General features: G+C 47.3%; 23 protein-coding genes, 1 tRNA gene and 1 pseudogene. 18 read left to right on the forward strand and 7 right to left on the reverse strand.

Annotation, left to right across the window (positions count from 1 at the left end):
- The first annotated feature begins 43 nt into the window (after positions 1-43).
- Together BACPLE_RS12700 and BACPLE_RS12705 are read left to right on the forward strand one after the other, a co-directional pair.
- A complete protein-coding gene (locus tag BACPLE_RS12700; protein WP_040313175.1) occupies positions 44-2,917 on the forward strand; it encodes a golvesin C-terminal-like domain-containing protein in 2,874 nt (957 codons plus the stop codon).
- A gap of 52 nt (positions 2,918-2,969) precedes the next feature.
- On the forward strand, positions 2,970-3,494 hold the full coding sequence (locus BACPLE_RS12705) for a nitroreductase family protein (RefSeq protein WP_007562582.1): 525 nt from the start codon (positions 2,970-2,972) through the stop codon (positions 3,492-3,494).
- Between the two features lie 177 nt (positions 3,495-3,671).
- Here the strand turns inward: BACPLE_RS12705 and BACPLE_RS12710 are convergent, their stop codons facing one another.
- Positions 3,672-4,322, reverse strand: coding sequence for an SH3 domain-containing protein (locus tag BACPLE_RS12710; protein WP_007562585.1), 651 nt, complete (start codon positions 4,320-4,322; stop codon positions 3,672-3,674).
- A 251-nt stretch (positions 4,323-4,573) separates the two neighbouring features.
- Positions 4,574-7,135, reverse strand: coding sequence for a beta-N-acetylglucosaminidase domain-containing protein (locus BACPLE_RS12715; RefSeq protein ID WP_007562587.1), 2,562 nt, complete (start codon positions 7,133-7,135; stop codon positions 4,574-4,576).
- A 265-nt stretch (positions 7,136-7,400) separates the two neighbouring features.
- Between BACPLE_RS12715 and BACPLE_RS12720 the strand changes: the two genes are divergently transcribed.
- Positions 7,401-9,035 (forward strand): beta-N-acetylhexosaminidase, encoded by a 1,635-nt coding sequence (locus BACPLE_RS12720; protein WP_007562591.1) that lies wholly within the window; start codon positions 7,401-7,403, stop codon positions 9,033-9,035.
- Positions 9,036-9,264: 229 nt separating this feature from the next.
- On the opposite strand, the gene BACPLE_RS12725 is transcribed toward BACPLE_RS12720, so the two are convergent.
- Positions 9,265-9,349 (reverse strand) — tRNA-Ser (locus tag BACPLE_RS12725).
- Between the two features lie 418 nt (positions 9,350-9,767).
- Between BACPLE_RS12725 and BACPLE_RS12730 the strand changes: the two are divergent.
- The 4 genes and pseudogenes from BACPLE_RS12730 to BACPLE_RS12745 all read left to right on the forward strand — a co-directional run.
- A pseudogene (locus BACPLE_RS12730) lies at positions 9,768-10,928 on the forward strand (site-specific integrase); the annotation flags it as partial.
- Between the two features lie 571 nt (positions 10,929-11,499).
- Positions 11,500-13,308 (forward strand): reverse transcriptase/maturase family protein, encoded by a 1,809-nt coding sequence (locus tag BACPLE_RS12735; RefSeq protein ID WP_007561608.1) that lies wholly within the window; start codon positions 11,500-11,502, stop codon positions 13,306-13,308.
- Positions 13,309-13,499: 191 nt separating this feature from the next.
- Complete coding sequence (locus BACPLE_RS19735) at positions 13,500-14,036, forward strand: hypothetical protein (RefSeq protein ID WP_005636633.1); 537 nt, start codon at positions 13,500-13,502, stop codon at positions 14,034-14,036.
- Entirely contained in the window at positions 14,003-14,806 is an 804-nt protein-coding gene (locus BACPLE_RS12745) for a KilA-N domain-containing protein (RefSeq protein WP_004320828.1), read from the forward strand. Before BACPLE_RS19735 ends, BACPLE_RS12745 begins: the two co-directional genes overlap by 34 nt.
- A 123-nt stretch (positions 14,807-14,929) precedes the next feature.
- Here the strand turns inward: BACPLE_RS12745 and BACPLE_RS19485 are convergent, their stop codons facing one another.
- On the reverse strand, positions 14,930-15,193 hold the full coding sequence (locus tag BACPLE_RS19485; RefSeq protein WP_226766765.1) for a hypothetical protein: 264 nt from the start codon (positions 15,191-15,193) through the stop codon (positions 14,930-14,932).
- Positions 15,194-15,513: 320 nt separating this feature from the next.
- Here BACPLE_RS19485 and BACPLE_RS12755 point away from each other — a divergent pair, with 320 nt between their 5' ends.
- The 3 genes from BACPLE_RS12755 to BACPLE_RS19495 are packed head-to-tail and all read left to right on the forward strand — an operon-like array spanning position 15,514 to position 16,689.
- A complete protein-coding gene (locus tag BACPLE_RS12755) occupies positions 15,514-16,074 on the forward strand; it encodes a sigma-70 RNA polymerase sigma factor region 4 domain-containing protein (RefSeq protein WP_004320822.1) in 561 nt (186 codons plus the stop codon).
- A gap of 38 nt (positions 16,075-16,112) precedes the next feature.
- Positions 16,113-16,505 (forward strand): hypothetical protein, encoded by a 393-nt coding sequence (locus tag BACPLE_RS19490; protein ID WP_007562597.1) that lies wholly within the window; start codon positions 16,113-16,115, stop codon positions 16,503-16,505.
- A 4-nt stretch (positions 16,506-16,509) separates the two neighbouring features.
- Positions 16,510-16,689, forward strand: a complete 180-nt coding sequence (locus BACPLE_RS19495; protein WP_005641974.1) for a hypothetical protein — start codon at positions 16,510-16,512, stop codon at positions 16,687-16,689.
- Between the two features lie 338 nt (positions 16,690-17,027).
- Here the strand turns inward: BACPLE_RS19495 and BACPLE_RS12765 are convergent, their stop codons facing one another.
- Positions 17,028-17,351: a helix-turn-helix domain-containing protein gene (locus tag BACPLE_RS12765; RefSeq protein ID WP_005641972.1), complete on the reverse strand. Its 324-nt coding sequence runs from the start codon at positions 17,349-17,351 to the stop codon at positions 17,028-17,030.
- A gap of 78 nt (positions 17,352-17,429) precedes the next feature.
- Here BACPLE_RS12765 and BACPLE_RS12770 point away from each other — a divergent pair, with 78 nt between their 5' ends.
- Positions 17,430-17,690 carry a hypothetical protein gene (locus BACPLE_RS12770; protein ID WP_171030605.1) on the forward strand — a complete coding sequence of 87 codons (261 nt, stop codon included), beginning with the start codon at positions 17,430-17,432 and terminating at the stop codon, positions 17,688-17,690.
- Here BACPLE_RS12770 and BACPLE_RS12775 read toward each other — a convergent pair.
- A complete protein-coding gene (locus BACPLE_RS12775; protein ID WP_005641682.1) occupies positions 17,682-17,993 on the reverse strand; it encodes a helix-turn-helix domain-containing protein in 312 nt (103 codons plus the stop codon). The genes BACPLE_RS12770 and BACPLE_RS12775 overlap by 9 nt on opposite strands.
- Positions 17,994-18,470: 477 nt before the next feature.
- On the opposite strand from BACPLE_RS12775, the gene BACPLE_RS12780 reads away from it, so the two are divergent.
- The 5 genes from BACPLE_RS12780 (at position 18,471) to BACPLE_RS12800 (ending at position 22,225) form a co-directional block, all read left to right on the forward strand.
- The gene (locus BACPLE_RS12780) at positions 18,471-18,974 is read left to right on the forward strand and encodes a DUF3408 domain-containing protein (RefSeq protein ID WP_007845191.1); all 504 of its coding nucleotides are present in this window, start codon (positions 18,471-18,473) and stop codon (positions 18,972-18,974) included.
- A gap of 229 nt (positions 18,975-19,203) precedes the next feature.
- Positions 19,204-19,575 (forward strand): plasmid mobilization protein, encoded by a 372-nt coding sequence (locus BACPLE_RS12785; protein WP_005650044.1) that lies wholly within the window; start codon positions 19,204-19,206, stop codon positions 19,573-19,575.
- Between the two features lie 4 nt (positions 19,576-19,579).
- Complete coding sequence (locus tag BACPLE_RS12790; protein WP_004295304.1) at positions 19,580-20,500, forward strand: relaxase/mobilization nuclease domain-containing protein; 921 nt, start codon at positions 19,580-19,582, stop codon at positions 20,498-20,500.
- Positions 20,501-20,529: 29 nt separating this feature from the next.
- Positions 20,530-21,291, forward strand: coding sequence for a hypothetical protein (locus BACPLE_RS12795; protein WP_004295303.1), 762 nt, complete (start codon positions 20,530-20,532; stop codon positions 21,289-21,291).
- A 7-nt stretch (positions 21,292-21,298) separates the two neighbouring features.
- Positions 21,299-22,225, forward strand: a complete 927-nt coding sequence (locus BACPLE_RS12800) for a site-specific integrase (RefSeq protein WP_005641960.1) — start codon at positions 21,299-21,301, stop codon at positions 22,223-22,225.
- A 68-nt stretch (positions 22,226-22,293) separates the two neighbouring features.
- On the opposite strand, the gene BACPLE_RS12805 is transcribed toward BACPLE_RS12800, so the two are convergent.
- Complete coding sequence (locus tag BACPLE_RS12805) at positions 22,294-23,214, reverse strand: helix-turn-helix domain-containing protein (protein WP_004295301.1); 921 nt, start codon at positions 23,212-23,214, stop codon at positions 22,294-22,296.
- 279 nt (positions 23,215-23,493) lie between these two features.
- Here BACPLE_RS12805 and BACPLE_RS12810 point away from each other — a divergent pair, with 279 nt between their 5' ends.
- Both BACPLE_RS12810 and BACPLE_RS12815 read left to right on the forward strand, forming a co-directional pair.
- Positions 23,494-24,648: a lactonase family protein gene (locus BACPLE_RS12810; protein WP_004295300.1), complete on the forward strand. Its 1,155-nt coding sequence runs from the start codon at positions 23,494-23,496 to the stop codon at positions 24,646-24,648.
- Between the two features lie 24 nt (positions 24,649-24,672).
- Positions 24,673-26,280, forward strand: coding sequence for a carboxymuconolactone decarboxylase family protein (locus BACPLE_RS12815; RefSeq protein ID WP_005835705.1), 1,608 nt, complete (start codon positions 24,673-24,675; stop codon positions 26,278-26,280).
- The last annotated feature ends 224 nt before the right edge of the window (positions 26,281-26,504 follow it).

Here is a 26,504-nt window from a genome sequence, read left to right on the forward strand (position 1 = left end):
TCTGTGATATTTTGTACCTTTGTGGCAACCCTATAGAATGTATATGAATAAATTTGCTATTTTGCTGCTGGGCTTTCTTTGCCTGGCAGGGGCGGTGTCCGGACAAAGTCTGGAACAGACCACAGAGCAACGTCTGAAAGATTTTTTTACCAGTTATGAGACTTCGTATGCCCGTATCGGTAAGTGCAAGCTGGAACGTTTTGAGGTGGAGCATGAGAAGAAGGTATTGCGTGTGTATGCCAATCCGGCTTTTGGCTATCAGCCGTTTACGGAAGAAAACGTATCGGCTATCTACCGTTTGTTGAAACAGTCGCTACCGGGACCGGTGAATTATTATACCTTGCAGGTGTATGCCGACGGCAAGCTCATTGAAGACCTGGTGCCCAATGCGTATCGCAAGAAACAGGACAAGACGCGTCTGTATGGCAAGCTGGAGGCAAAGGGAAATCCGTGGGTGACGAATGTGTCACGTCCGTATGAAATCAGCCGGGGGCTGGAGGGACGGCATATAGCCTTGTGGCAAAGCCATGGAAAGGTGTACCGGAACGAGCGGAATGAGTGGCGCTGGCAGCGGCCCAGACTATTCTGTACTACGGAAGACCTGTTTACGCAGTCGTTCGTGGTGCCTTACCTGATTCCGATGCTGGAGAATGCTGGGGCAGTGGTTTTTACGCCACGTGAGCGCGACTGGCAGCGTCATGAAGTGATTGTGGATAACAATACCTGCACAAAAGGCAGTCATTATCTGGAAGTGGAAGATAAAAAATATCGCTGGCAGGATACCGACAAACCGGGTTTTGCCCAGAAATACCAGCAGTATCCCGACAATTATAATCCGTTTACAGACGGTACCGCCCGCTTTATTCCTACTCAGGGACAGCCGGAAAAGGCTTTTGCTGAATGGATTCCTGATATTCCGGAAAAAGGGAGATATGCGGTATACGTAAGTTATCAGACCCTGCCGGAGAGCGTGTCGGATGCCAAGTACCTGGTGTTTCATAATGGTGGGGTGACAGAGTTCAAGGTCAACCAGCAGATGGGAGGGGGAACTTGGGTATATTTAGGTACCTTTGAATTTGATAAAGGACGGAACGACTACGGCATGGTGGTGCTGAGTAACGAAAGTTCCCAGAAAGGAGTGGTTTGTGCCGATGCCGTCCGTTTTGGTGGCGGTATGGGAAACATTGTGCGGGGCGGACAAGTGAGCGGAGTCCCCCGTTATCTGGAAGGAGCGCGCTACTGGGCGCAGTGGGCCGGAATGCCTTATCCGGTATACAGCAAGAGTGAAGGAAAGAATGATTATACGGACGACATTAATGCCCGCTCGCTGACGGTGAATTACCTGAGTGGCGGTTCAGTATACAATCCGTCGGAAGAAGGACTGAAGGTACCGTTTGAAATGACACTGGGACTGCATAGTGATGCCGGATTCAATACCGATGATGAACTGGTGGGTTCGCTGGGCATTTATACCACAGATTTCAATGACGGAAAGCTGAACAGTGGCGTATCCCGTTATGCTTCGCGCGACCTGACCGACATGGTACTGACCGGATTGCAGCGTGACATCTCTTCCCGTTTTGGCGTGCAGTGGGCCAGACGAAGCATGTGGAACCGGAACTATAGTGAAACCCGTCTGCCGGCTGTGCCTTCCATGATTCTGGAACTGCTCTCACACCAGAATTTTGCCGATATGAAGTGGGGGCATAATCCGGATTTCAAGTTTACGGTGGGACGCTCCGTGTATAAGTCTGTGCTGAAGTATCTTTCTACCATGCACGGTACGGACTATGTGGTGCAGCCGCTTCCGGTGAATCACTTTGCCATCTGTGAAGGAAAGAAGAAAAATACCTTTACGCTGAACTGGAATCCGGTGGAGGATGTGATGGAACCCACTGCCAAGCCGCAGGGATACATTGTCTATACACGTATCGGTTATGGAGGATTCGATAATGGGGTGTATGTGCGTAAGCCGGAATATACGGTGAAAGTGGAGCCGGGACTAGTCTACAGCTTCAAGGTGACGGCCGTGAACCGGGGAGGGGAGAGTTTCCCTTCCGAAATTCTGTCTGCCTATAAAGCCAAGAGAAGTAAAGGTACCCTGCTTATCGTCAACGGGTTCGATGCTACATCGGGACCGGCAGAAGTCAACTCTGCTCTGTTGCAAGGGTTCGACCTGAAGGCCGATCCGGGAATTCCCGACGGACAGACACCTGCTTATTGCGGATACCAGCAGGGATTCAACCGCGACAAAGCCGGACTGGAAACGGGCGACGGACTGGGAGTAAGTGATGATGTCTTGGAAGGAAGACTGATTGCAGGCAATACCCGTGACTATGTATTCGTGCATGGCAAGGCCATTCAGCGTGCCGGACGCTATTCGTTCGTGTCATGCAGCGATGAAACCCTGGAAAGTGGAAGTACCGATTTGACTCACTATGACATGGTCGATGTGATCTGTGGTGCCGATGCCAAGACCTTTTCCACTTCCATGCGAGAAGCACTGGCCGGTTATTGCCGTCAGGGAGGCCGTTTGCTAGTCAGCGGTTCGAAGTGGGGAGCGAATTTGCAGAAAGACGATTTCGGCAAGAACGTGTTGAAATGCACGTACGGAGGTCGTTTCAGTAACCTTTCTTCCGCTCCGGTGAAGGGAGCCGGTACAAGCTTCCGTATTCAGGGTGGAGCCAATGAAAGCATTTACGCCGTTCCATCCATGGAGTGTGTCATGCCGGTGGAAGGAGCTTACTCTGCGTTTGCCTATACCAATGGAAATTACGGTAGCGGTACGGTTTATCGTGGAGAAGATTATCGTACTTTTGTGCTGGGATTCCCTTTGGAATGTGTGGAGAATACAGACGTTCGCACTTACCTCATGCAGACTATTGTACAAACCCTGTTGTCCAAAAAACGGCGGTAGGGCAAGTCATAAAAAAGGAATGTAATATTAAGAATAAAATAAGAGTGACAATATGGAAAATGATTTTTTGAAAGTAATTGAAACACGCCGTAGCTGCCGCAAGTATAAACCGGAGCAGATTACGGATGAAGAGTTGAAAGCCGTACTCGAAGCCGGTACTTATGCGCCGACCTCACGCGGTATGCAGTCGCCCTACATTGTGGCTGTACAGAAGAAAGAAGTGCTTGCCCGGCTGGCAAAAATGAATGCCGAGATTATGGGAGTGACTTCGAATCCTTATTACGATGCACCTACCTACGTGCTGGTGTTTGCGCCCTCGCTGGCCAACAACCCGGTGCAGGACGGAAGTTGCGTACTGGAAAATATGATGCTGGCCGCTCATGCGCTGGGACTGGGCAGCTGCTGGATTCACCGCGAACGGGAAATGTTTGCTACGGAAGAAGGCAAGCAGCTGATGGAAGAGTGGGGGCTTCCGGAAGGATTGATGGGAATCGGTGCCCTTTCTTTGGGTTATCCTGACGGAGAGCCGGCTCCGGCAAAACCCCGCAAACCGGAATATTTCCGGGTAATAAAATAAGGCATAAAAAAACGCAAGGACGTTTCACTCAAAATGTTCTTGCGTTTGCTTTTAAACGCCTTTGCGTTTTCCTTGAAACGTCCTTACGTTTTGTTTCAAACATCGAAGCGTTTTGGACGAAACGCAAAGGTCTTCAGATTTCTGTATGTTTTCTATATATTTCTGCTTTAGAATATATTAGAATTCATTGCTAGTCTTTTTATAAGTGATTCCATCTATGATGACTCCTTGTGTTCCATTGGCGAATACAACTGTCGGAGTTTCTAACTTATTTTGTACTACACCATCCATGTCTACCACTTCATCAAAAAACAAATACCATCCCATTTGTTTTCCTTTATAATAAAATTCAGAAGTGAACATTCGTCCGGTTGTAGAAGCTGTGGTTTGTGAAACTATGGCATAAACCACATCCTTTGTTTGTTTTTGATAAAAACCATAGGAAGTTCTTCTTTCACCGCCAGGTATATTTTCTTGTCTTTGATACACAAATTGAGGACAATCATTGGATTCTACCAATCCTTTATCGGTTCTCGCAATTTGATTTCCGGCAGAAACACGTCCTACTGTAGTAGAAATAAAGGCGGTGTTTCCAGTTTTTACATCTTTGACTTCATACCAGGAACCTTGTTGCGAAACGAATTCATACATTGCTCCGCTGGACGCTTTTTCTAACACCGTTGATGAAGCCTGTGGAGCTTGACGGACATTTACGTTTTGTTTGGTGATAACCACTACTTTCTCGGGTATTTTATACCCCTGTGCATTAAGTGAAAAGAAAATCCCCGGACATGCTGCAAACATGAGCGATAAAAATACATTTTTCATAGGACTATTTGTTTTATAGTTTGACTTGTTTTTCCCCGTTTATTCTTATTTGAATACTTACATAATAAGAATGTCCTATTACAAATATACTGTTTTTTTATGATATGAATTGAATGAGGAATGTTTTTTCTTGAAAAATGGGAGGCTTTGTGTGCAGAATGGTGTAAACAGAATTTATGGCTTATGAAATAAGATGAACTTGTTTCATAAGCCATAAATAAACATGAAGAGGTATGATTATTGAAGTTGTGTTACTTTATTGCCACAACTTCAAATACTTCTGCGGCTCCCTCCAGGCGAATCTTGGTTACGTTCTTGTTGGCCAGTTCGATTCTTGCAAAAGGAGTTTCAATCATGGTTTCCGACACGACCTTACCCTTCTTGTCCAACTGGATGCACTTCAACGGGGCAGAAAGGCGGTTCATGAGCAGGGTATATGCCTTGACATTTTCCTTTACTCCGAAAGTCAGTGCTTTGGTGCTCTTGTAAGAAGTCGCCAGATTGTTGTCGAAAGCATAGATGGCCTTGTCCAGGCTGTCCGCTTCAAGTGAGAATCCCATGTTTTCCGGACGCAGCGGGTTGACGTCGAACGAGCGGACAGACGCATAGTTGGTGCGTTTGGAATCCAGTCGTTTCAGGCGTACATAGCGTGCCTTTTCCGGAGCTCCCTGCCAGTGGATGATGTATTGCTTGTCGAGTTCTCCGGTCAGTGCCTTCCAGGTTTTTCCGTCTGCCGAGCATTCCACGATGGCATGGTCGAAATAGTCCACATCATCCTTGGAGTTTCTTCCCTGAAGAATCGAGATTTCTGTTACGTCACGCACGTCGCGCAGGTCTACACCAATCCAGTCGTTTGCTTTCTGAGCAATTCCCGAGGTATAGAAGGTTGTTGAATCATTGTCGAGCATCAGCTTGGTTTGTACGGTATGTGCACTGCTGAAAGAACCGATACCTCTGTAGTCAGTCGGTACCTTGCCCGACAGCTTTTTCAGGTACTCGTGTGCCATATCATCCATGGCATTCTCATAGAACGGCTGAAGTTTCAGCGTACCCGATTTGTGAGCTTCATAGCTTCTCCGGTTTTCGGGAGTCATGATATTCTGTATGTATTTTTCCCAGAACAGCGCATCGTCTTTACCTGAGCGGTAGATACGTGCCAGTTCGATGGCCTGCTTGCCGCGTGTACCTAATTTACCGAACTCTGTCAGCCAGGGGCGGAGTTCGGTAATCAGGGCCGCGTTCTTGCAACTGCTTTCCAGACGTGCCGGTGCACTTTCTACTTTCTTGAATTCTTCTTCCAGTGCGTTAGCCGCTTCGTCTGTCCAGTCGGCAATACGGAAAGTCTGGGTTTCCCACGACTCATCCCGGCGGTATCCGTTTTCGGTATCACTGGAATGGATGGCAAAGGTGCGGTAGGCATCGGTTGCTTCCGGAACCAGTTCTGCCAGTCCGCGTTCCCAGTTGTCGATGGCATTGTAGTTGGCAATGTTCCAGGTATAATCGGCCACTCCGTACAAAGCCAGCTTGGAGGCTTCTCCGTGCTCCATCGGGTTGCTCACAATGCCGCAGGTTTCATTAGCTGTGAGACTGGTATCCAGTCCGTACACCGGACCTTGAAGCAGGAAGTTGCGGATGTAGTCGGTCACCGGATAGTTCCACCAGTAGTAAGCCGGACGCTTGATGCGCGAGTTGATGAAATCGAGTGTTTCGGGTGTCAGGTCGCTGCACACCACGTCGCCCGTCCAGAATACCTTGATTTCAGGGTTAAGCGTCTTTCCGTAGATGGCCAGACTACCTTTCTCGGTCGGGTTCGCCCAAAGCTTGGAGTAATCGGTAGGGCAGACCGTAAGCGGAGAAACATCGCCTTTCACCTTCACAAACTCTTCCGTCAACCGGTTGAGCAGTTCTGTCTGCTTCAGCGGGTTGGTACCCTCGCCGGAAATATCGTCAAAGAAGATGGCAAAATGGCGCACCCCTAAGTCATACATCCAGTTGAACTTGTTGATCAGGTTCTGATAATCTTCCTCGTTCCACTTGATGTCCTGTCCCGGATGGATGGCCCATACAAAATCCACGTAGTTGCGGTTGCAGGCATCTACCAGTTCCTTGATGTGTTGCGCCTCTTTCTCCGGATAAGGCAATCGCCAGTTCGGACAGCTGTGATAAGGGTCGTCTTTCGGACCGTATAAATAAGAATTCATCTTGAACTTTCCGTAGAAGTCAATGAGCGACAGGCGTACCTCGTGCGACCACGGAGTGCCGTAGAAGCCTTCCACTACTCCACGGTTAGGCAGGTCGGGATAATCGTTTATTTCTACAAAGGGAAGAGCACTGCCGGAAGAAACCGGGCTTTCCACCAGTTGCTTCAAGGTTTGTATGCCGTAAAAAGCACCTCGTTCGTCGAATCCCGTGATGGTGATTCCTTTCTCATTGACAACAAGGGCATAGGCACCCGACACCGCTTTTACATTGGCCTTACCGGCAACTTTCTGTCCGAAATCAATCGTCAGTTTAACTCCTTTCTTGTTCGGGGAAAGGAAATCAAGGTACCCCGCAAATTTATCCTGCTTGTCTTTCAGGTTGATACCCTGAGAAAGGTCACACGTTTTTCCGGCCATCGTCACAATCTGATGAGGCTGCGGATTCAGGATAAGTCCTTTGTGGTCTACTTTTTTTCCGGGAACAGCTCGTACATCTTGTTTCTCTGAGCGTTGAGAAGACAGATCGAATGTGTCTTGTGCGTATACATTGCCGTACATCAGTGAACACACGATGCCGGCGGTTACGCATTTTACATAATGATTCATTTTCATGATATTGATAATTTGAGGTAAATACAAGGTATTTGCTTGATTAAAACTCTGATTCAAAGATACGATTTGTTTCTGATACGTGCAAACGGAAGGAGATGGGGATTTTCAGTGTCTGCGTTTTTTGTGATTGGCAGTTGCATTCTGTCAAATGTCAGATAAATGTGTGATATTAAATGTATTTAACTGCTTGTATGCACGTTCCTATTTTAATGCTATTTATTTTTGAATCAAATAATGAATTATATTGTTAACTTAAAATGAAACTATGAAACTGAGAGATTTAAGGTGGGTATTGTTTATCCCGTTAATATGTGGGATTTTGTCTTGTTCGCAAAAAGAAGTTACACTTGGAGATTTGGAAGTAATTCCACTTCCTAATGAAGTTTCTCAAGTGAACGACGGAACCTCTTTTGTAATCGATGAGTCGACCACAATATGTTATCCGGAAGGTAATGAGAAAATGAAGCGAAATGCAGAGTTCTTGGCTGCGTATATAAAGCAAGTTGCTGCTACCGAAGTAAGATTGGCTGCTGACGCTAAAGGTGGTGATAATACCATTGTTTTGAGCCTGGATAATACTTTATCTAATGACGAAGGGTATGAACTAAGTGTATCCAAAGAACAGATTTCTGTGAAAGGTAAAACTGAAGCAGGAGTGTTTTATGGGATACAGACCTTGCATAAGGCATTGCCAGTAACAGATGGAACCACACTTGCGGCCATACCTTGTGGAAGCGTAAAGGATTATCCGCGTTTTGGCTACAGAGGTTTTATGGTAGATGTAGGCCGTCACTTTTTCAGTGTTGATTATTTGAAAGAGATCATCGATATGCTTGCTTTACATAATATCAATTATTTTCACTGGCATCTTACAGAGGATCAGGGGTGGCGTATCGAAATCAAGAAATATCCGAAGCTGACGGAAATAGGTTCAAAAAGAAAGTGTACAATAAAAGATTGGGAAACAAAAGAACTTGACAGTATCCCTGTAAGCGGATATTATACTCAGGAAGAAGCCAAAGAAATTGTCAGATATGCCGCCGAACGGTATATTACCGTTATTCCGGAAATAGATATGCCGGGCCACATGCTGGCTGCTTTGGCATCTTATCCGGAACTGGGATGTACGGGTGGCCCTTATGAGGTAGCAACAACTTTTGGGGTTTTTAGAAATGTGTTGTGTGGAGGAAATGAAAAGACGTTACAGTTCGCAAAAGATGTGATTAATGAGATAATGGATATATTTCCTTCTCCCTATATTCATATAGGTGGAGATGAATGTCCTAAATACCACTGGAAAACTTGTGCCAAATGTCAGAAGAAAATCAGGGAATTAGGATTAAAGGCCTCAAAAGAACATACGAAGGAAAATCAGCTTCAGGCCTGGTTTATGGGTGAAGTGGAAAAAGAAATCCACAAACGAGGCAGAGAAATGATGGCATGGAATGAAATTTTGGCAGGGAACCCGGCAAAGTCGACTATTGTCATGGCTTGGACTACACCGGAAGCACGTTTGAAGTCAATAGAAAGCGGATATAGAACTATAGCCTGTCCGATATCGAATCTGTATTTTAGTAATCCTAAATATAATAAATTAAAGGGGTTGAGTAGTATAGAGAGAGTATATTCATTTGAACCGGTTCCTGAAGAAGCTACCTCAGAGCAGAAAAAGAACCTGTTTGGAGCACAGGCTTGCATCTGGACAGAATGGACTAAGGATAGTGTGAAGATGGAATGGCAGATGATGCCTCGTATTGCCGCTTTGGCTGAAATTCAATGGACTGAGCCTGCAAATAAAAATATCCAAGATTTCTTGAAGCGATTGAAGCATCAGTTGGACATATACGAGTTATATGGATATAACTATAAAGAGGATATACATGAAGCGTTGGATAAATAGGTGGCTATAAGAAGGGGCTTAGTATATATGTAAAAGAATAAGATGGCATGTGAAATGAAAAAACAATCGTTTCGCATGCCATCTTGTTTTTGTTGTATGAAACTTCAAATCAAATTTGTTAGAGTTTGTTTTATAGGATTTTGGGGTTGAAAAATAAAACACCCAACTTTACATCGTAATGTGTAAAGTTGGGTGTAATCTTTTAAATTTACTGATTTTCAGTATTTTGCGGAGAGACAGGGATTCGAACCCCGGGTACCTCGCGGTACAACGGTTTTCAAGACCGCCGCAATCGACCACTCTGCCACCTCTCCAAAACTCTTCGTGAGAGTTGCCTTGTTTTTCAAAGGCGGTGCAAAGGTAGGGATTATTTTTTACTTTGCAAATATTTCTGAATATTTTTTCTCTTTTCTCCTGGTCTTTCCGTCTTATTCCCGAATAAAGCGCTGTACTGAATATTTGCATATTTAAAGTAAACGCAGCAAGAAAAAGCAAGGTTGATGATAATACAGCAAGAATGCAGTCTATTAAGCAGTTAGGTGTTTAACTCATAATACTGCATAAGCTGAAAAAGGAGATCCGCTAAAAACAGCGAAAGACTTCAGTTCCCATATCGTTACTGATATAACGGGAATAAGAAACGGCACAACGGGTTCTATTTCAGTAATTTGCACAGTTTTTCATACCTGAGGACAACTCGCTTGATATTAACTTTGTAACGATCAAAAAAGTATGAAAACGAGTATGAGCAGATCGACTTTCAAAATCCTCTTCTACGTGAAGAAGGGCAGCGAGAGAGCCAACGGCTATCTCCCCCTGATGTGCCGTCTTACGGTGGACGGTGAAATCAAGCAGTTCAGTTGTAAACTGGACGTACCTCCGAAACTTTGGGACGTGAAAACGGCACGTGCTACGGGCAAGAGCGCCGAGGCGCAGAAAATCAATGCGGAGGTTGACCGGATACGCGTGGACGTGAACCGCCGTTACCAGGAACTGATGCAGTCCGACGGCTATGTCACCGCCGCCAGGCTGAGGGACGCCTGCCTCGGGCTGGGCGTGAAACGCGAGACGCTGTTGAAACTCTTCGAGCAGCACAACGAGGAGTTCATCAAGAAAGTGGGACACAGCCGCGTGCAGGGAACATACAACCGCTACCGTACCATATACAGGCACCTTTGCGAGTTCGTCCCGAAAGTGTACCGCCGTGACGACATTCCCCTGAAGGAACTCAACCTGACGTTCATCAACAACTTCGAGTATTTCCTGCGTACGGAGAAGAAATGCCGCACCAATACCGTATGGGGTTACATGATCGGGCTCAAGCACGTCATCTCCATCGCCCGCAACAGCGGTGCGCTTCCCTTCAACCCCTTCGCCGGGTACATCAACTCCCCCGAAAGCGTTGACCGGGGCTACCTAACAGAGCGTGAGATACAGACGCTGATGGAGGCCCCGGTGAAAAGCGGGACCTGCGAACTGGTACGCGACCTCTTCATCTTCTCTGTGTTCACCGGACTGGCATACGCGGACGTGAAGGCGCTGACGACCGACCGGCTCCAGACCTTCTTCGACGGCAACCTCTGGATCATCACCCGCCGGCGCAAGACAAACACCGAGTCCAACATCCGCCTGCTGGACGTTCCCAAGCGCATCATAGAGAAGTACAAGGGGCTGTCCAAGGACGATCATGTATTTCCGGTACCGAGCAACGGCAGATGCAACACCATATTGAAGGAACTTGGCAGGCAGTGCGGTTTCAAGATAAGGCTGACCTATCATGTTGCCCGGCATACGAACGCCACCACCGTGCTGCTCTCGCACGGTGTGCCCATCGAGACCGTAAGCCGTCTTTTGGGGCATACGGATTTGAAAACCACCCAGATATATGCCCGTGCGCCCAGAATGGTCGCTTAATAAATACTTCTTTAGCAAGAAGTTAGGATTGGGTTCGATATAGTCCTATCGTCAATCAGTTTATCCAAAAGGGAAACCCGATGGAGAGTGTAGCATACTGATTAAAGCTCCAAGTCCACTAATAGTCAGGTGGCGACTGAGGGGCAAGACGAAAAGACATACATAAGGATGAAGCCTTGATTGGTTGAATGATAGTTCAGTGGTACCAAATCTTGCAACAACGGAAGACTATTATACATACGTTGTTTCATAGTACTCTGCCTATTTTGTGCGTTAGTGCAGAGCATAAAGAACCGACTATGACACAGCCGCAATAAGCGGACAAGAACGAAAGTCGCATCCGACAGTATGTCGTGCTAATAGTTATTAAGAGAACTAACTGGGGATTACCTAAGTCGGAACGCTGGAACAAACAGCTATAAAGAAAGCTTTTGAATATCCGATATGGTAACGGAACTTCCGTAGTAGTCTGAGCAAGGGAAAGCCTTGTACATGGCGAAGGGAAGTAGTCTGTAACTTTAATACAAACAACGGAAAACGTGAGAGACGTATGAGAAATCCAGAGCAAGTATTAAACATTTTAGCTGGACACAGCAATGAGCCCGAGTATAAATACGAAAGGCTTTACCGTATTCTATTCAATGAACAGATGTTCTTTGTCGCCTACCAACGTATGTATGCAAAGCCGGGCAACATGACACCCGGCACAGATGGCAAAACTGAGGATGAAATGAGCATTGATAGGATAAACAAACTCATAGAGAGTATAAAGGATGAGACTTATAGTCCCAATCCTGCAAAGAGAACTTACATTCCGAAAAAGAATGGGAAGATGCGTCCGCTAGGAATACCGTCTTTTGAAGACAAATTGGTTCAAGAGGTAGTAAGAATGGTGCTTGAAGCCATATATGAGGGACACTTTGAGTGGACATCGCACGGTTTCAGACCAAACCGAAGCTGCCACACAGCACTGAAAAGTCTACAAAACAATTTCAACGGTGCAAAATGGTTCATTGAGGGAGATATAAAAGGCTTCTTTGACAACATAGACCATAATGTGCTGATAGAAATAATGAAAGGCAGAATAGCAGACGACAGATTTCTTCGTCTGATACGGAAATTCCTCAATGCAGGGTACATGGAAGAGTGGCAATTCAACAAGACTTATTCAGGGACACCGCAAGGTGGTATCATAAGCCCTATTTTGGCAAACATATACCTAGACAAGTTCGATAAGTACATGGATGAATATGCCAACAAATTCAATAAAGGGACAGCAAGAAGCCGCAACAAGGATATTTGCAAACTCAACAGCAGAGTACACTACCTAAAACGTAGGATAAATGAAGTAGAGGATGTAAACGTAAGAACAAGGATGGTAGAAGAACTGCACGAAAAGCAGAAGCTGATACTTACAATGCCAAGTGGCAATGATATGGATGTAAACTTTCGCAGGTTGAAATACGTGCGCTATGCCGATGATTTCCTTATCGGAGTTATCGGAACGAAAAACGAATGTGAGACAATCAAAGCTGACATCACTAAGTTTATGCAGGAAAAGTTAAGGCTGGAGATGTCACAGGAAAAGACTTTGATTACAAATGCACAAGACAGCGCAAAATTTTTGGGTTACGAAATATATGTCCGTAAAGACTATGCCACAAAGAGAAACAGTAACGGAACAGTGCGCAGATACTTCAACGGGAATGTGATACTACACGTTTCAAGAGAAGTAATCAAGAACAAGCTGCTCAGCCTCGAAGCCATGAAAGTTGTCACCAAACACGGCAAGGAAACATGGGTGTCAAAAGGCAGGACTTATATGATTGACAATGAAGCGCACGAGATTGTATCTCAGTTTAATACCGAAATACGAGGGTTCTACAACTATTACTCAATAGCAAACAATGCATCGGCTTTGGGACGCTCTTTCGGCTGTATTATGAAGTTCTCCATGTACAAAACTCTTGCTCAAAAGCTGAATATGTCAGTGAGAAAAGTCATTGAAAGATACCGCAAGGACAATCTCTTTGCAGTGCCTTTTGTAAACAAGGGAGGAGAAACCAAGTACAGGGTATTCTATAATGAGGGATATGCCCGCAAAACGGATTGTGAAACAGCCCCAAGTGACAATCTGCCGTACATGTTCAAAACGCCATCGTTGAGTCTGATAGAAAGGCTTACAACAAAAACGTGCGAACTATGTGGCAAGCACGGAGAAGTGGTAATGCACCATGTCCGCACACTCAAAGAGTTAAAAGGTAAAAATGACTGGGAACGCAAAATGCTCTACATGCACAGAAAGACTTTGGTTGTATGTGCGGAGTGTAACGCAAAAATCCAGAGATGTGTCAAGTAAGATGATGTTACAGATGGAGAGCCGTATACATGGAGACGTGTAAGTACGGTTCGGGGGCAGGCAAACGAAAACCTACCGCTGTAAAGCGGAAAGGCGTTGTTTGCCGAGCCTACGGATAACCAACCAGAAGATCAGCAGCGACATGGAAATCCTGTCCCATAAGCTGGAAAAGATGGAGAAGGAAATATGCGATGCCATATGAGGAAATGGTATTTATGAAACGGACGATTTTCCCCTTCCTCATCAAAGTTCGTCCGTCCCTGCGGGACTCCGCGTTTTCCCTTCGGTTTCCGGTAGAAAATTTCCGCATGGTGAAATTTTCTACCGGAAAAACGCTCCGAAAGCGCAGGGACGGACGTAAAAGGGATTCAGAAGGCGAAAACTGCGACCGACGTAGTGCATGTGCGACAAGGAAAAGAACTGTCCGGGAGCCCCTTTTCATGCCGTACCCCGGCATGAGACCGCTTTCCTCTCCGGCTGTGGTGAAGGCTCTCCTGCTCCCTCTGCATTGCATATGCGAGTTGTTCCGCCTGTATCCACGTCAGCCGGTATTGCCTGCCCTTTCCTTGGTAGAAACGGCTTGTCGCAACAGGCGGCGTGACACAAACTTTTCCGGATATGGAGGACCATTCCGGAAAATACACCGTACATTTGTACATCGAACCAATAATAACCGAATAACCGTTAAAAGAACATGGCTAAAATTAAAGTCCAAAATACAGAAGTGACAGTCATCACGTACAATGACAAGGATTATATCTCCCTGACCGACATGGTCCGCAATATGGAAAACGGTCCCGCCCTTATTGAAAAGTGGTTGCGTAACAAGAATACCGTCGAGTTTCTGGGCATATGGGAGGAGATGTACAATCCGGATTTTAATTCCCCCGAATTCGAGGGAATTAAAAACGAGGCCGGATTGAACCGTTTCATCCTTTCCGTCAAACAATGGGTGGAAAAGACCAACTCCAAAGGTATCATCGCCAAGGCCGGACGCTATGGAGGGACTTACGCACACAAGGATATCGCGTTCGAGTTCGCCACGTGGGTATCCCCTCAATTCAAGCTGTACCTGCTGAAAGAGTTCCAGCGGTTGAAAGAGGAGGAACAGGCCCAGCTCGGCTGGAGTGCGAAACGGGAACTGTCAAAGATCAACTACCGCATACATACCGATGCCATCAGGCAGAACCTGATACCGGTGGAAGTCACCCCCGCACAGGCCGGCGTCATCTATGCGGAAGAGGCGGACGTGCTCAACGTAGCCATGTTCGGGATGACCGCCAGGATGTGGCGTGAGCAGAATCCCGGTCTGAAGGGCAATATCCGTGACTATGCCTCCATCAATGAACTGATCTGCCTCTCCAATATGGAAAACCTGAACGCCGTATTCATAGACCAGGGCATACCGCAAGGCGAACGGCTCGTGAGACTGAACCGGATAGCCATCCAGCAAATGCGTGTGTTGGAAGATGATGGCGGACGAAAACTGCTTGAATGAGAATTCCGGCAGGCAACGCATCGGCATGTCCGTAAACGGGGCAAGGAGGTGAAATGCCGCCTGATCCACATTCATGCATGGGATATGGGATACTGAAGCTACGGAACGGCTTACAGCCTGATATCAAGTGTCATAACCGTTCCGTGGCGGGGTATTGTTCGGAACACATTCCCGAATGAGGTCTTCCATGATTTTAAAAGACTCCGTATTCCAGAAGGAACAAACGTACACATACAATTTCTCCGGAACGGCTAACCTTCCTGTCACTTCCCTGTAATCCTCCCCAAAATCAACACTGCCGTATAAACCGCATGAAAGCCCGGACATGCTTCCTGTTTCCAATCCCATTTCCGCTCCTTCTGCAATATCACGTATTGCCGTTCTCATTCCATATCCTTGAATATTTCTCCAAGTATGCCGAAGACAGAAAAGCTGCATGGTATTTTAGATTCTCACCGGACAGGCAATAGACAGAAGGAATCCGTCATCCTCATTTCTTGCGGCAAAAATAGTTGTTTTTCAGGCCGGTCCCGCAAGGCGGCCCTGCGGGCTGGTTGCTCGTGAAAAAATCTTCCTCACGCTTTGCGTGAGCGTATTTTTTCACGGCAAGCCTTGCCGGAGACCGCCGAAAAACAAACTGGAGGAAGCACAAGAAATAAGAATGCCTACCCGTGTAGGCCATGTATAACTCAAAAAAATATAAGGTTATGGCAGACAAGAGCGCAGAAAAGGAAAGACTGTTCAACGAGTGGTTCACAAAATCCTATGACAGGTTGAGAGGGACGTTACGCCGGTACGGAATGCTGGACGAGGACAATTTCCATGACACCTACCTTTTCGTAAGAAGGCAGGTGCTGGTTCCCGGAAAGGACATAACGGACTATGACGCGTATTTCATCGGATGCTACAAAAAGGCGGCCCTGATAAAGATTAAAAGGGAGAACCGGTATGCACACCCTGAAGATGATTTCTTCCTCCGATGTGGCGAGGAGGCAAAATTCCTTTCCGAGGACGACCTGAACGGGTGCGAGCGGCTGGTAAGAGACATACTGCGTTTCGTAAGGCAGAAGTTCTCCTACGAGGAATACCGGATGTTCATGCTCAGGTTCTATGAAGCGCAGTTCTCGTTCAAGGCGCTGGCGGAATGCATGGGTATCTCGGCATCGGCCATATCGCAGAAAGTATGCAGGATAGTGGACGCGGTACGTACCCACAGCGGTTTCGCATGGAGAAGTCAGATGCTGGCGGTGGAAAGCTTCATGTATTGAAAAACAAAAACAGTTCAACCGATAAAAGAAGGACAATTATGGCACTGATAGTATACAACAGGGAAAACTCCCGTCCGCAGGAAGTCACATACAAGGGTAAGCGGACCATCAACCTTGACAGCAGGGGGACTGTCTATCTGTCAAAGACGATGTCAATCGAATTAGGAATCCTCGGCGGCGGACGGGTGAACTTCGCCCACGACGACGAGACGGGTGACTGGTATATCTGCCGGGCCGACGACAGCGAGGGGTTCATCGTCTGGAAGGACAAAAGATACGCAAGGTTCTCGGCGGGGTTTATCGTGCAGAGGCTCATGCGGCAGGCGAAGGTGGAGAGGAAGAGCGTGCAGTTCATGATGGCGAGGATGCCGGTAGAGATTGGCGGAGTGGCCTATTACAAGATACTGCTCTCGAATCCGATACTCAGATAGAGACATGGGCCGGAGGAGTCCGGCTGTATATGACATGACGGAGACAGGCGCATCCGACGGGACAAAAGCCCGGAGGATGTGCCTGTTTTTATGTGCCGTCATGTTTACACACGGACATGCGGTTGTCACCGGCCGGCATAAGGTCACTCCGAAAAGACCGGGAAACGGCATTGCCGGAGGATAATGATACCGGTACGGAATATGCCGTCATTACGGGAATGGATCGTCCCACCGGTACACGAACGACCCGCCCCAATTTCAGAATAACATAATGACATAATAAAATAAGGGTCTTTTTTTATAATGGAATCCCCGTATCTTATTGCCATACCGGAAAAATGTTTCCATGTCCCGCCATGTTATGCCAATGTTGTCACCGGATCATAATTCATAAAGAGAAATACTCTGTGTATAAATACTTTATGAGCAAATTAAAGTCGTTCATCCGATGGAAAGAAAACGAAGGGGCGACCGGTATGACAACCGACCGCCCCTTTATTCACGATCCCGTACGGAACATTTCTAAAGTTCCTCCGGCCTGGTTCTCGCCTTCCGGTAGCAGCCGTCAAGCAACTTCTCGATATCGGAAGAACGGTACAATATCTTGCCGCCCAGCCGGGTAAATGCAAGCAGGCCGCTGTCACGGTACTGTTGCAGGCTGCGGCGGCTCACTTTCAGCTTTTCAGCCAGTTCGCGGTCCGTATAGAAGTTCTCGCCCGCCATCGCCGGTGACCTGCCGGCAAAGAGACGCTCCATGGAAACGGAGAGACGTTCGACGGTAGAGAAGAACTCTCTTATATGCTCGCTGCTCTCACGGGTGAGCAAACGGTTATCGGTATTCATCATAAATCTCATCTGTTTGTTGGTTTGACATTTACTTTTTCAGTTTCTCATATATCGGCCCCACCCCATGACATGGAGGATATGGGGGCATCCCTCCGACATGAACCGGCACTCTTTCGTACCGATACGGATATGGCATCCCTCCCCGTCCCCGTCTATCCTGTAGAGCGAGAAACTTCCCCGCCCGTACTCCGCGTCAAGGCTGTAGGCCAGCAGGCGGTAGTCCCCGCTGGAATCCCTGAAGATGTAGAAATCGGGACTGCCGTCCAGACTTTCCCAGCCGCCTGCCAGACTGCCGGGAGAAAGTATCATCCTTTCGTTTCCCATGGCTTTTCAAATTGATTTTCCCATGCTTTCAGCCCGCTTGCGGCGCTCCTCCACTATCCGGATGATACTTTCTACGTCCTCGGGCTTGTAATAAGTCTTATGGCAGATCTGTGTATATGCCAGCGTGCCATTGTCACGCAGGGTCTGCAGGGTTCTCGGGCTGACCTTCAGCAGTAGGCACACCTCCTGGTTGTCCAGCCATTTCTTCTCTTCCATGTCACCGTACAGCCGGCAAAGGGTGTCCAGCCGATCCGCGAACGTCCGGAAGGCCGAGAGCATCGCCTCGAAGGTCCTTGCTTCAATGTTCACTATTTCCATAATTAATGTAATTTCAGGTTTGACATCTGTTTCATTCTCTTTTCGGATCCGGATTCCGTGCCGCAATTTAGTGAATTCCGGCGGAACATCCTGAATTTCAAGACAGGATGACTACCTTTGACACCATATGCGTACTTGTTTCATCCGCAAAGTAAATGATTGTTCCCGGATATGGTTCCGGCCCTTCATCAGATGTCATTATATGTCATCAGATGTCATGGAAATCTGATTTTAACATTCATTTGTTTTTAGTAAACAGATGTTCAGATCCGTTCCCGAAGAGTGGAAAATTTCCGGTGCGTATATTTGTGAAGTCATCACTGTCAGACTGATCCAACAATATGAATAACGCGGCAAACCCCGCCAATCGGACCCGTCCGTTTCACACCGTCTGTTATTATCGTTTTATTTGCTTCCGACAACCGGGCAAACGGGTAGACCGTGCCCACAGTATCAACCAGCTAAAATCCATGTACAATGAAAAGTGAACCGACTGAAAAACCGAGAAGAAAGAAAACGGTGGTATCCGAAACCGCAGACAGAAAGAACAGCCGTAGTCTCGAGCCCGGCCACGACGAGTGGTGGGAAAGACTCATGATGGAACCCGGTCCGGGGGAATCCGCCGGTACGGACGCTTCCGTGACGGAATCGATGATTCCATCCGGGCTCGTTGCGGAGGAGGTATCCGGGGAGGCGAGAAGAAAGGACACCCCGCCGGAACCGGAAGACCCCGTGAGAAGAAGAACGAGCGGCAGGCAACGCAGGGCCTCGCTGGAGGAGTACCGGGAAACGTACCTCACCATCCCGAAGATCAGGAACCGCAAGACGGTGTTCGTCAGTGAGGATGTGAGGGACGAACTGGACGCCGTCGTCCGCAGGCTCGGCGGGCGTGGCATGAGCGTTTCCGGACTGCTGGAGAACCTTGCCAGGGAGCATCTTGCCGCCTACCGTGGGGACATCGAGCAGTGGAGAAAAATCTGACAGCCTGTTACCGGGCGTGGAGTATACCCGATGTATGCACTGTTCCCTGTATACCCGCTTCAATGTGGAAAATGCGGGGGGGGATTTTTCTGTGGGGGGAGCAAGGGTATGTTTCCGGATTCCCGAAAACCCTTGCTCCCCGCGCCCGGCGGTTGCTGGGAGGGCAAATCCGCTCCCGCCGGTCGCAGATTTTGGAATGAAAGAAGTACGGACGAAAAAGAAAAAACATATGACAAACGATGTGAATGGGATGAAGAAAAAATGTGGCCGTCCGGCACTGGGCAGGACGCGTAAATTGACCAGAGGCGTGACGGTGAAGTTCTCCCCCGTCAGCTACGAGGCTCTCAGGTTCAGGGCAGGGAAGTCCGGCCGGAGTCTGGCGGTCTATATCAGGGAGGCAGCACTGGCGGCCACCGTTACGGCAAGGCATACACCGGAGGAGAACGCACTGTTGCGCAGCCTGGCGGGAATGGCTAACAACCTGAACCAGCTGACAAAGCTCTCGCACCAGACCGGCTTTTACAGGACAAGGCTGCTGATAGAGGGGCTGCTGGGAAAGCTGAAGCGGATCATGGATGATTACAGACCGAAAGGAGGATAGCCTCATGATAGGGAAGATCAGGAAAGGCCGCTCGTTCGGCGGCTGCATACGCTACGTGACGCAGAAGGACGACGCGGAAATCATCGCCTCGGAAGGCGTGCTGCTGGGAACGGCAGAAGAGATGGCGCGAAGTTTCCGGTGGCAATGCCTGCTGAATCCGGACGTGGCGAAACCGGTGGGACACATCGCGCTCAGCTTCAAGCCGGAGGACGCACCGAGGCTGACCGACGCGTTTATGGCAAGGCTGGCGGGGGAATACCTAGAACTGATGGGGATACGGAACACGCAGTTCATCGTGGTGAGGCATCACGGGACGGACAACCCGCACTGCCACATCGTCTTCAACCGGGTGGACTTCGACGGGAAGGTGATTTCCGACAGCAACGATTTCAGGCGCAACGAGAAAGTGACAAAAATGCTTAAGGACAAGTATTCGCTCACCTATTCCGAAGGCAAACAGTCCGTTAAAACGGAAAAGCTGCATGCTTCCGAAAAGGTGAAATACGAAATATACCGTGCGGTCAAGGAAGCTTTGAGGAGTGCAGATACATGGAAAGAATTTCAAAATAAGCTCTTAAAAATGGGCGTGGAAATGGAATTCAAGTACAAGGGAAACACTAATGAAGTGCAGGGCATCCGCTTTATAAAGAACGGTCTGTCATTCAAGGGAAGTGGGATTGACCGCAGTTTCAGCTGGTCAAGGCTGGATGCGGCATTGGACCATAACCATGTCACGTCCCTGGAAAATGACGTTTCCCAAAAGCAACCGTACCATGAACAAAGTCATGGTTCTGTTATTGATAACCTGGTCGAAGTCACCGGTACGGGTGGCGTGTTCATGCCGTCGGTGGCACCGACGGAGGACGAGAAAGAGGCGGAACGCCTGCGGAGAAAGAAGAAGCGCAGGAAAGGAAGGAGTTTGTGAACCATATGTATAACAAAAAACTTTGAAAGATGAAAGAGGAAAATTATCTGGAAGGCATCTACGGATGCCTTGAAAGGATCGAGAAGAAAGTGGAGACGCTGCCCGTGGAAGGCACAAGCCCCGCAGTTGGAAACCGGACCAGTTCCCCGGAAGGGATTGCGGAACTGAAAATCCGTCTGGAACGCCTGCAATCCGCGGTGGAGAAAAACGGCTTGGAAATAGCAGCTGTACGTAACCATACCGTCCGGTTGTCGGAAGGCTGGCCGTTGTCTGCCGAAACGTTTGCCGGGGAGATGGAAAAGATTAGATACTGCCTGAGTCAAGACTGCCAAGCTGTAAAGGAGACAGTGAGACGGCTGGATGAGAGAATGGTCCTGCTGAAAAAGGAACCGGAGCGCAGACTGGTGACCTACCGTCTGGAAAGCGCATCCAAGGCAGTGGTAACGACAGCTTCAGCACTGATCCTGGCACTGATCATTTCCGTCTGGACCAACTGCAACCAGTACCGCACGAACCGGCTTTTGAAAGATGCCGATTTGAAATACCGAGCCATCAGGATCTGCCTGCCGGGGGATGATCCCGACATCGCCTTCCTTGAGAAGCATTTCACCATCAAGCGGGACGAGGAAAAGATCCGGCGTGTGGAAAGGCTGGTGACCGCTTTTGAGGACTCGGTCAGGAACCGCATCCGTAACCATGAAATGGCAGCCTACAAGGACAGTCTGGCGCACCGGCTGTTCAGGGAGGCACAGGAAATCAGGAAGCAACTGGACAATCCCAATTCAAAATGACTGCACTATGGCAACAATCAGAACCAAATTCAGGTCCTCGTCCGCGGAAGGCAGGGAGGGCGCACTGTATTATCAGGTGATTCATAACCGTGTGGTCAGGCAGATCAGTACCGGATACAAACTTTTCGCTTCGGAATGGGACCAACGTTCCGAAGCGGTCATTCCCTGTCAACACCCTGCAGGGATGGAACGGGACAATTATCTTCTATCGGTAGGGGAACGGATAAGACGGGACAAAATCCGACTGGAAAAGGCTATCAGGACATTAAGCCAATCCGGTCCGTTTACAGCGGATGATATCGTCATACGTTTCCATGACAGCGGACAAGAACCTTCGTTTAACGACTATATCCGGCAACAGATAGTAAGGCTGAAACGTTTGGGAAAGATACGGACCTCTGAAACCTATACAGCCGCGCTCAAAAGTTTCAGCAGTTTTATGAAAGGTAGCGATATACTGTTTGGCGAACTTAGCTCTGACTTGCTCATGGAATACGAGGCTTATCTGAAAAACAGGGGGAACTCACCCAATACAATCTCGTTCTACATGCGCATTCTGAAAGCGGTCTACAACCGTGCGGTGGAGAACGGACTGACCGGACAGCGGAACCTGTTCAAGTCTGTTTATACAGGTGTGGAAAAGACCTTGAAACGGGCCATTCATTTAAATGATATCAGGCGTATCAAAAGACTGGACTTGTCCCTGAAACCCCACCTTGATTTCGCACGTGACATGTTCCTGTTCTGCTTTTACACACGGGGGATGTCCTTTGTGGACATGGCTTATCTGAAAAAGGGAGACATTGCGAACGGAATCCTGACTTACCGCAGGAAAAAGACCGGACAACAGCTGTTCATCCGATGGGAAAAGTGTATGCAGGAGATCATCAAACTTTTTTGTTTATCGGTTCAAGATTTCAAAGTTGTTCATTAATTGCTTTGTTGGTTATATCCAGAGTATTATTTGTAAGAGACTCTACGAATAAATGATGATAAGACCAGTTAGTTTATCGCTTGTTTTATAATTTCATTGCGATATTCGTTCGGTGTGCAACCTTCCATCTTCTTGAACCAACGTGTGAAATGTTGCGGGTATTGGAAACCCATTTCATCTGAGATTTGACTGATACTTTTTTGCGTGTTCATGATGCGCTCTTTGGCTATATCCATAATTTTTTGCTGGATATGCTTGATTGCTGACATACCGGTTTCCTTTTTTACCAGGTCACTGAAATAATTGGTGGAAAGACACAGTTGGTCAGCGCAATACTGTACCGTCGGAATACCTTTACTCGTTGGCAAGGCAGAATGATAGTAATTATTGAGTAACAATTCAAAACGCGCCAACAAATCGTTGTTGGCATTTTCCCTTGTAATGAACTGGCGGTCATAAAAGCGGATGCAGCGGTCAAGGAGAAGCTTCATGGTATCAATAATCAAAGAACGGCTGTGCTTGTCAATAGGATGCCTCAATTCTTCTGCTACATTGTTTATACATTCAATGACTACTTTGCGCTCCTGTTCTGACAGGTGCAGTGCTTCGTTGGCATTATATGAGAAATAAGAATACTCTTTTATTATATGTGCAAGGGAAGTACCGCGCAATAGTTCGGGATGGAACATCAGGGCCCATCCGGCCGGCTGGTGCAGACTGCCATCATCGTCAGAACCCATTACCTGCCCCGGAGCGATAAACAGCATGGAGCCTTTTTCATAGTCATAGAGGCTCCGTCCATAATTCATCGTACCGCAGTCAGTATCTTTCAGCAACACAGCATAAATGTTGTACAGTTTCTTTGAGTGTCTGATGGGCTGCACCTCGTAACAATTCACAACGCTGACCAACGGGTGCAGAGCTTCGACTTCGAAAAGGTCGCAGTACTGCTGAACTGTATCTATTCTTGTTATATCTCCCATAACCATCCTTTTGTTTTTTACAAAAATAAGTATTTATATTGACATTGCTGTCTGAGGAACAGCTGTTTCTTTTCTATCCCTTATTTATTTTATTCCATGACGACAAAGTTAGTTCATTCAATCAACGAACATATAACCCTAATCACAGACTGTCTTACCATTTTCACAGATAACATTTAACCCGGTCCAAGCCCGATGAAAGTGGTAATTTTATCAGTGATTGAGGTCTAATCTTCAGTATGTGAATGCTGTAATTTTGCAAGTGAAACCAAAAAGGTAAATAAGATGAAACCAAAAGCTTTATTTGTCATGTTAATCTTATGGCTTAGCTTCACTACGATTCAAGCGCGGTCAACCGAAGATGTCCCGGATAAGGGAACTTATGCAAAATTTCTGTTGGTAGGATGTTATATGAAGCCAGACGAAGAAGGTGTCAGAATGTACCGGTTTGACGGACAAACTGCCGATGTCGACTATCCGTGTGGGCTGAGAGGGATTTCAAATCCTGCTTTCCTTACATCTGATAGCACTGGTAATCGAATTTATGCCATAGGCGATGATGAAGGGAAAAGTTCGACTGCCAATGCTTTGCTTTTTGATAAGGAAAGTGGTCTGCTGTCTCTGCTTAACTCGCAATCTACAGACGGTGAACTTCCTATTTATATTACTCTCAGTCCAAAGGAATACTTTGTTCTGACAGCAAATTATAAGGGTGGCAGCATCACGGTATTCTCACAGGATAAGAAAGGAAAGTTGCAACGTGATACAAAAATAATTCGTTTTGCTGGAAATGGGCCGAATAAAAAAAGGCAGGAACAATCGCATCTGCATTGCGTGACCTTTACACCTGATGGCAAATTCCTTCTTGCTACCGATTTGGGAACAGATTGTATCTATCTGTTTCCGATAGGCAAACGACCGGAAGCAGGTAAGGCTCATTCTCTGTTGGATGAATCAAGAGTAGTCCGCATACAGATGGATTCCGGCTCAGGACCTCGACATATATGTTTTCACCCGAATGGCAGATTTGCTTATCTCATCAGTGAACTCTCGGGTAAAATAACTGTATTCTCCTATAATGAAGGCAAGTTGGAACGTTTACAAACAATTGTCTGCGACCCTTTCGTTGCAGAGGGAAATGCAGATATCCATGTTTCATCCGATGGCAAATTCCTCTATGCTTCCAAGCACTTGAAAGAAGATGGCATAATTGTTTATTCCATTGATTCCCAAAAAGGAACATTGGTTCAAATAGGATTTCAGCCAACAGGTCTTTATCCGCGAAGTTTTGCCATCTCTCCGGATGGTTGCTATTTGGCAGTGGTTTGCAGGGATGCCAACTGCATACAGATATTCGAAAGAAACCGAAATACGGGGTTACTGAAGAATACGGGAAAAAATATCCGACTGGAAAGACCGGCGTTTGTCAAGTTCTTATAAATTCATCACTAAACAGAAAGCAATATGAACAAGTTAATTACAACCATCGCCTGCCTGATATGCTGTATCGTTTATACGCAGGCACAAAACAAGGACAATATGTTAAGCAAGAAAGAACAAAGTATTGCCGCCATCAGTATGTATGCCGCACGTGGCAATCAGGACAGCCTCAAAGTGATCCTTGCCAGAGGACTTGACTGTGGGCTGACCGTGAGCGAAGAAAAAGAAGTACTTACCCAGCTCTATGCCTATTGCGGCTTTCCACGCAGCATGGGTGCATTGGTTACGCTGATGAATCTCACCAAAGAGCGTGCAGCACAAGGCATAAAGGATGAAGCCGGACGGGAGCCTTCTCCGGTAAAGAGTTCGGATATGTTTGTTGTCGGTGGACAAAACCAGCTGAAACTGTTCGGTCGTCCGGCACTAGGAGAAGTGCTGACATTTGCTCCGGCATTGGACCAATTTCTGAAAGCTCATCTGTTCGGTGACATATTCAGCCGTGACAATCTCGACTGGCGTACCCGTGAACTGTCTACTGTGGCTGCCTTGTCGGTGTTGGACGGCGTGAAGAATGAGTTGAATACTCACATTGCCCATGCCAAGCACAACGGCGTGACACAGGCTCAGATAGACGAAGTACTTATCATGGCGGCACGCTGTCGGAACGGAATGGTGCTTTCTGAATCCGATGAACCGGCAAAGACTTTTCAAACAGATCCGACAATTACTGTCCGTAAGGTCTTTTATAAAAACAGGTATGATATCATGCTTTGCGCCGAAATGTACCTCCCGAAGGATTTCAATGAAGCGCAACACTATGCAGCCCTCATCATCGGACACCCGTTCGGGGCTGTGAAAGAACAGTGTAGCGGACTCTATGCACAGGAAATGGCACGGCGAGGCTACGTGACTCTGGCTTTTGATGCTTCCTATCAAGGCGAAAGTGGAGGAGAACCGCGTCACACGGTATCGCCCGACGCATTGGTGGAAGACTTCAGTGCTTCTGTAGACTGGCTCGGACTACAACCGTTTATTGACCGCAACCGTATCGGTGTGATTGGCATCTGCGGAAGCGGCGGGTTCTCTGTCTGTGCGGCTTCTCTCGACCCCCGCATCAAGGCATTGGCAACCGTGAGCATGTATGATATGGGGCGTGCCACCCGTAACGGTTTGGGGGATTCGATGACGGATGAACAAAGACGCAAACTGTTGGATGAAGTTGCCGAACAACGTTGGAAGGAAGCAGAAACGGGAGAAGCACGTATCCGCTTTGGCACACCGGAGAAACTGCTGGGAAATGCCAATGCCGTGCAGAAGGAGTTTTTCGATTACTATCGCAACCCCTTGCGTGGCTATCATCCGCGCTATCAAGGTATACGCTTTACCAGTCAGGCGGCATTGATGAACTTCTATCCGTTTGCCATGATTAAAGAGATTTCACCACGCCCCGTGCTATTCATTGCAGGCGAGCATGCACATTCGCGCTATTTCAGTGAGGATGCCTATCAAGAAGCCAGCGAACCGAAAGAACTGTATATCGTTCCCGGAGCCAATCATGTAGACTTGTATGACCGGATGGATAAGATACCGTTCGAAAAAATTTCGGAATTCTTCTGGTATGCTTTGCGGTAATTCAGATGAAAATGGTAATGCTATCCGTGATTATGATACAGCAAAGCGAATACGCAGGAGGGTAACTTTGCAACAGAAACAATTTAAAGATTATAGTATTTGCAACCAGTTATTACTCAATATTTTGTGAGTTATAAGTCAGAAATATGGGCATAACCTTTAGGGGTACATTCTAAAAGGTGAAGATTTAACCTTTTTATTATTTCTTAACACTCAAAGAGCGG

Source organism: Phocaeicola plebeius DSM 17135, from assembly GCF_000187895.1.
GTDB lineage: Bacteria > Bacteroidota > Bacteroidia > Bacteroidales > Bacteroidaceae > Phocaeicola > Phocaeicola plebeius.

Coding starts and splice junctions, on each gene's coding strand:
- BACPLE_RS12700 (WP_040313175.1), top strand. CDS start 44: ATGAATAAATTTGCTATTTTGCTGCTGGGCTTTCTTTGCCTGGCAGGG.
- BACPLE_RS12705 (WP_007562582.1), top strand. CDS start 2,970: ATGGAAAATGATTTTTTGAAAGTAATTGAAACACGCCGTAGCTGCCGC.
- BACPLE_RS12710 (WP_007562585.1), bottom strand. CDS start 4,322: ATGAAAAATGTATTTTTATCGCTCATGTTTGCAGCATGTCCGGGGATT.
- BACPLE_RS12715 (WP_007562587.1), bottom strand. CDS start 7,135: ATGAAAATGAATCATTATGTAAAATGCGTAACCGCCGGCATCGTGTGT.
- BACPLE_RS12720 (WP_007562591.1), top strand. CDS start 7,401: ATGAAACTGAGAGATTTAAGGTGGGTATTGTTTATCCCGTTAATATGT.
- BACPLE_RS12735 (WP_007561608.1), top strand. CDS start 11,500: ATGAGAAATCCAGAGCAAGTATTAAACATTTTAGCTGGACACAGCAAT.
- BACPLE_RS19735 (WP_005636633.1), top strand. CDS start 13,500: ATGCCATATGAGGAAATGGTATTTATGAAACGGACGATTTTCCCCTTC.
- BACPLE_RS12745 (WP_004320828.1), top strand. CDS start 14,003: ATGGCTAAAATTAAAGTCCAAAATACAGAAGTGACAGTCATCACGTAC.
- BACPLE_RS19485 (WP_226766765.1), bottom strand. CDS start 15,193: ATGAGAACGGCAATACGTGATATTGCAGAAGGAGCGGAAATGGGATTG.
- BACPLE_RS12755 (WP_004320822.1), top strand. CDS start 15,514: ATGGCAGACAAGAGCGCAGAAAAGGAAAGACTGTTCAACGAGTGGTTC.
- BACPLE_RS19490 (WP_007562597.1), top strand. CDS start 16,113: ATGGCACTGATAGTATACAACAGGGAAAACTCCCGTCCGCAGGAAGTC.
- BACPLE_RS19495 (WP_005641974.1), top strand. CDS start 16,510: ATGGGCCGGAGGAGTCCGGCTGTATATGACATGACGGAGACAGGCGCA.
- BACPLE_RS12765 (WP_005641972.1), bottom strand. CDS start 17,351: ATGATGAATACCGATAACCGTTTGCTCACCCGTGAGAGCAGCGAGCAT.
- BACPLE_RS12770 (WP_171030605.1), top strand. CDS start 17,430: ATGGGGGCATCCCTCCGACATGAACCGGCACTCTTTCGTACCGATACG.
- BACPLE_RS12775 (WP_005641682.1), bottom strand. CDS start 17,993: ATGGAAATAGTGAACATTGAAGCAAGGACCTTCGAGGCGATGCTCTCG.
- BACPLE_RS12780 (WP_007845191.1), top strand. CDS start 18,471: ATGAAAAGTGAACCGACTGAAAAACCGAGAAGAAAGAAAACGGTGGTA.
- BACPLE_RS12785 (WP_005650044.1), top strand. CDS start 19,204: ATGACAAACGATGTGAATGGGATGAAGAAAAAATGTGGCCGTCCGGCA.
- BACPLE_RS12790 (WP_004295304.1), top strand. CDS start 19,580: ATGATAGGGAAGATCAGGAAAGGCCGCTCGTTCGGCGGCTGCATACGC.
- BACPLE_RS12795 (WP_004295303.1), top strand. CDS start 20,530: ATGAAAGAGGAAAATTATCTGGAAGGCATCTACGGATGCCTTGAAAGG.
- BACPLE_RS12800 (WP_005641960.1), top strand. CDS start 21,299: ATGGCAACAATCAGAACCAAATTCAGGTCCTCGTCCGCGGAAGGCAGG.
- BACPLE_RS12805 (WP_004295301.1), bottom strand. CDS start 23,214: ATGGTTATGGGAGATATAACAAGAATAGATACAGTTCAGCAGTACTGC.
- BACPLE_RS12810 (WP_004295300.1), top strand. CDS start 23,494: ATGAAACCAAAAGCTTTATTTGTCATGTTAATCTTATGGCTTAGCTTC.
- BACPLE_RS12815 (WP_005835705.1), top strand. CDS start 24,673: ATGAACAAGTTAATTACAACCATCGCCTGCCTGATATGCTGTATCGTT.